This is a genomic window from Geminicoccus flavidas (assembly GCF_009806515.1).
Lineage (GTDB): Bacteria > Pseudomonadota > Alphaproteobacteria > Geminicoccales > Geminicoccaceae > Geminicoccus > Geminicoccus flavidus.
On the sequence record NZ_WUJP01000366.1, the window covers coordinates 1 to 5,242 of the forward strand.

A 5,242-nucleotide genomic window follows, 5' to 3' on the forward strand; every position below is an offset into this window, starting at 1 on the left:
GTGCGGGGCATGGGCCTGATGTGGGGCGTGGAGCTCGCCGATCCGCGGGACGGCAGCCCTGCCGGCGCCCTGGCGCGCGAGGTGCAGGCGGACTGCCTGCGGCGGGGCCTGATCGTGGAGTGCGGCGGCCGTGACGATTGCGTCGTCCGACTGCTGCCGCCCCTCAACGTTACCGAGGAAGTGGTCGACGCCGCCTGCTCCATCCTGGCCACCGCCATCACCGCGGCGACCGCCGACACCGCAGCCGTGGCCTAGCCGACCTCCGCACCACGAGCGGGAGCGCGATCATGCTGGAGATTCCCGGCGCGCTGGCGCGCGCCCAGGATGTCGAGTTGCCGGAGCCGGCAGCCACCCCGGACCCGGCCAGACCACCCTGCATCCTGGTGGATGCCAGTGCGCACCACGAGCCTCGCTGGCGCGCGGGCGAACGGCTGCATCATCTGTTCGAGGCGACCTGCGACCGGCTGCAGGCGACCGGGCAGGCCGACCGTCCGGCCGTCGATGCCGGTGACGTCATGGTCACCTATGGCGATCTCGAAGCCCGCGCGAACCGGCTGGCCCGGCACCTCCGGGCAGGCGGCATGCAGCCCGGTGACCGGATCGGCCTGATGTTCGACCAGGCGATACCGGCCTATGTCGCCATGCTCGCCGTGCTCAAGATCAACGCGGTGTACGTGCCGCTGGACGCGGGCTTCCCTGCCGACCGGCTGTCCTACATCGTCGAGGATGCCGGGGTGCGGTGCCTGCTGTCGCTGGTGCCGCTGCGCGACCGCCTTGCCCATCTTCCCATGGCGCTGATCTGCCTCGACGAGGCGGAGGCCGCGATCGCGGCGCTGCCCGCGCACCGGCTGACGGTGATCGAGGCCGGGGAGCCTGCCGGCGAGCTCTGCTACGTGATCTATACCTCGGGCTCCACCGGCCGCCCCAAAGGCGTGGCGATATCCCAGGCGGCCATCTGCAACTTCGTTCGCGTCGCTGCGGAGACCTACGGCATCGCGCCGGAGGACCGGGTCTACCAGGGCATGACGATCGCCTTCGACTTCTCGGTCGAGGAGATCTGGGTGGCCTGGGCCGTCGGCGCGGTCCTGGTGCCCAAGCCCTCGGGGCCCAACCTGCTGGGCCAGGACCTTTGGGACTTCCTCGACGCCCAGGCCGTCACCGCGCTGTGCTGCGTTCCGACCGTGCTGGCGACCCTGGACCAGGACCTGCCAGGCCTGCGCTTCCTGCTGGTCTCCGGCGAGGCCTGCCCGCAGGAACTGATCGCCCGCTGGCACCGGCCGGACCGCCGCTTCCTCAATGTCTACGGCCCCACCGAAGCCACCGTCACCGCCACTTGGTCGGTGGTCGACCCCGGCAAGCCCGTCACCATCGGAGGCCCACTGCCCACCTACAGCGTGGTGATCCTGGACCCGGCAGAGGCCAGGGCGCTCCCGATCGGCGAGACCGGCGAGATCGGCATCGCCGGGATCGGCCTGGCCGATGGCTACCTCAATCGCGCTGATCTCACCGAGCGCGCCTTCGTCCGGGACGTCATCGGGATCGCGCACAATCCGGGCAGGCGGATCTACCGGACCGGCGATCTCGGCCGGATCAACGCGGATGGTGCCATCGAGTATCACGGCCGCATCGACACGCAGATCAAGATCCGCGGCTATCGCATCGAGCTGACCGAGATCGAATCGGCCCTGCTCCAGGCCGAGGGTGTGGCTCAGGCCGTCGTCACCACCGTCGAGCCGGAGCCTGGCCTGGTGGAGCTGGCCGGCTACTACACGCTGCAGAACGGTGCACCCGCGCTCGACCACGGCCGGGTCTTCGCCGAGCTGCGCCAGTGCCTGCCTCCCTACATGGTGCCGGCCTTCCTCGAGCAGCTCGAGGCCATCCCGATGCTCGCCGGCGGCAAGGCCGACCGCAAACGCCTGCCACGGCCCAAGGGGCCGCGCAGCTTGGCGATGCAGCACAAGTTCGCGCTCGCGACCTCCAGTAAGGAAGCAACCTTGGCCAAGCTGCTGGCGGGCCTGCTACACGTCGATAGTGTTTCGATCGATGCGCATTTCTTTGACGAACTCGGTGGCAATTCACTGCTGATGGCGCATTTCTGCGCGCAAGTTCGCAAAATACCGGACCTGGCGTCCATTTCGATAAAAGATGTGTACCTGCATCCGACCATTCGCCAGCTGATCCAGGCTCTACTTGAACGAGATAAGGTACAGACAGCGCCGCCGACGGAGGAGAGCAAAGAAGCAGCCCCGGTAGTAGGTACTGCATCTTATCTTCTTTGCGGAACGGTGCAGGTATTCGCTATCCTGCTGTCCTCGTGCCTGGGCCTGTTCCTCTTCATCGGCGGCTACGAGTGGATCTCCTCCGGAAGCAACCTGCTCGACATCTACCTGCGCTCCCTGGTGTTCGGCGATGCGTGCTTCATTCTGTTCTGCATCTTGCCGATCGCGCTCAAGTGGCTCCTGATCGGACGCTGGCTAGAGGCTGAGATTCCAGTTTGGAGTGGAGCCTACCTGCGCTTCTGGTTCATCCAGCGGTTGATCCGCTCAAGCCCACTAGCGATGCTCTTCGGTTCACCGATCTACAACCTCTACCTTAAGGCACTAGGCGCCAGAATTGGGCGAGGCGTTGTCATCTTTTCCAGGCACATGCCAATCTGCACAGACCTGCTCACGATCGGGGATGGCGCGATCATTCGCGAGGAATCTTTCTTCACCTGCTACCGAGCGCAGAAAGGAAGAATCCAGACCGGGAGGGTCACCCTCGGGCCGAACGCGTTTGTCGGCGAGGAAACGGTGATCGATATTCATGCCTCAATGGGCGCTGGTAGCCAGCTCGGCCATGCCTCCTCCTTGTACAGTTTTCAGGTAATCCCGGACAAGGAGCGGTGGCACGGAACACCAGCACGGCGAACCGATACCGACTACCAGTCAGTCACACCGTGCAGCTGTGGTACGTCGCGGCGGGCAGTCTATGCCATGCTGCAACTCGCTCGCATTCTTCTCTTCTATATCCCGTTCGGGCTCAGCATCATCAGCATGGTGCTGATGGAGTTCCCGCTACTCCAGAAGTTGCACGCTCCAGATCACTTGGCTTTTATGAGCTGGCCGTTTTATGTGGAGTGGCTGGCCGCCACGTATCTGCTGTTCTTTGGCGGTATCCTGCTCGGTCTAGTGCTGTCGTTCACCATACCCAGAGTCCTCGGCAAACTTATTGTCGAGGACAAAGTTTACCCGCTCTATGGCTTGCATTATATGGTACAGCGAGTGATTACTCGGTGGACCAATAGCGCCTTCTTCATGGAACTGTTCGGCGATAGTTCCTTCGTCGTCCACTACCTCCGCGGCCTTGGGTACGATCTTTCGATCGTCAAGCAGACCGGGTCGAATGTCGGCAACTCGCTGAGGCAGGGCAGCCCCTATCTGTGCTCGATCGGCACCGGCACGATGCTGTCGGACGGCCTGTCCCTTATGAACACCCACGTGTCGAGCACGTCCTTCCGAATGTCACGGGTGGCGTTGGGAGCCCGCAGCTTTTTCGGCAACGATATCGCCTACCCGGCAGGCGCTAGGACCGGGGACGACTGCCTCCTGGCCACCAAGGTCATGGTTCCGCTGGATGGAGAGGTCCGCACCGGTGTCGGCCTTCTCGGCTCACCCTGCTTCGAGATCCCGCGCTCTGTGCGCCGTGACCATGCCTTCGATGAACTGAAGTCGGGGGAAGAATTTCAGCGGCGCTTGTCGGCGAAGAACCGCTACAACGCTGCAACTATCGCAATCTTCCTGCACGTTCGTTGGCTGCACCTGTTCGGGATCACTCTCTTGACTGTTGCCACCTTTGACAGCTATCACAGCTTCGGGCTGCCGCCATTAACCGTCGTTCCGTTTGCATTGCTTATGTTCAGCATCGGTTACTTCGCTCTGATCGAGCGCGCAGCCATGGGCTTCCGACAGCTCACTCCGCGGTTCTGCTCGATTTATGATCGGTACTATTGGCGGCACGAGCGCTACTGGAAGCTGGTGATGCCGCCCCTGATCCTGAACCTGTTCAACGGCATGCCGCTCAAGAACACGATCTGGCGGTTGCTCGGCGTACAGATGGGTGGCCGCGTGTTCGACGATGGCTGCGTCATTCCCGAGCGGAGCCTGGTGACGATCGGCGATGGCAGCATGCTGAATGCAATCAGCGTGATTCAGGGCCACTCGCTCGAGGAAGGCACGTTCAAGTCCGACCACATCACGCTCGGCGCAGACTGCACCATCGGGATCAAGGCATTCATCCACTATGGCGCCATGGTCGGCGACGGTGCCACGCTGATTGCCGACTCCTTCCTCATGAAGGGCGAGGCGGTAGCGGCGGGCTCCACTTGGCTGGGCAATCCAGCCCAGAAAGTCGCTGATGTCGCGCAAGCCGCCGACATTGCCTGCGCTCCGTCAATCCGCCGCCCGGCGAACGCAGTCGCTCCTGCCCACCCGAAACAGCGCGCAGCATAGCCCGTCCTCAACTAGCGTCTGCTGATAGTCCCTCAGTATTTTCAGGATCATCCGATGCGACCGCGGCTGGCTGTGCTGTTGACGTCGATGCTGGGGTCGATGGCAGTGCCGGCCTCGGCGGACGAGCCCTTGATCCTGGCCGCCGATCTTCCCCGGCTGTCGGCCGAGGCCATTCCCGACGAAGGTGAGGCGCTGGCCGCGGACAATGAAGAGGAAGGCGACGACGAGGAGAGTGACGAGGAAGAGGAAGACGATGAGGCGTCTGACGACGGCGGCGCAGGAACCGGGTTGCACGAGACGTCGAGAATTCCCGCCATCACTTCGAGGCCGCGATCTCCTTCGGCCTCAGCTACGAGACCAACCCGGACAACGTCGCAAAGCTGGGCGGGAGGAGCCGGGTGCCCGGCGACGGGCAGCCGAGCGATGACGATGACGATGACGATGACGATGATGACGGCGATGGTGACGACGACGATGATGAGGACGATGACGACGAGGAGGCCCGGGAGAGCGATTTCTCCGCCACCTTCGGCCTGGACCTGACGCATCGCTATGACCTCGAGATGGCGATCCCCAGCCAGTTGCGCACCGATCTTTCGCTGGAAGGAGCGCGCTATCTCGACCAGACCGACAACGACTACACCTCGTTCGACCTGATCTTCGGCCCGGAGTTCCAGCTGGACGAGGCCAGGGAGGCCAGCCTCCGCCCATTCCTCGCCGGCGCGCTCCTGGGGCTGGGTGGCGAACTGCTG

3 protein-coding genes and 1 pseudogene are annotated in these 5,242 nt (G+C 63.8%); 3 read left to right on the top strand and 1 reads right to left on the bottom strand.

Going from position 1 to position 5,242, the window contains the following annotated elements:
- Positions 1-255 (top strand): annotated as a pseudogene (locus EQG76_RS10295) (diaminobutyrate--2-oxoglutarate transaminase); the annotation flags it as partial.
- A 32-nt stretch (positions 256-287) separates the two neighbouring features.
- A complete protein-coding gene (locus EQG76_RS10300; protein WP_159713073.1) occupies positions 288-4,490 on the top strand; it encodes a Pls/PosA family non-ribosomal peptide synthetase in 4,203 nt (1,400 codons plus the stop codon).
- Between the two features lie 47 nt (positions 4,491-4,537).
- Here EQG76_RS10300 and EQG76_RS10305 read toward each other — a convergent pair whose 3' ends face one another.
- Entirely contained in the window at positions 4,538-5,038 is a 501-nt protein-coding gene (locus EQG76_RS10305) for a hypothetical protein (RefSeq protein ID WP_159713075.1), read from the bottom strand.
- Between the two features lie 15 nt (positions 5,039-5,053).
- Here EQG76_RS10305 and EQG76_RS10310 point away from each other — a divergent pair.
- On the top strand, positions 5,054-5,242 hold a 189-nt coding region (locus EQG76_RS10310; protein WP_159713077.1), incomplete at its 3' end, for a hypothetical protein.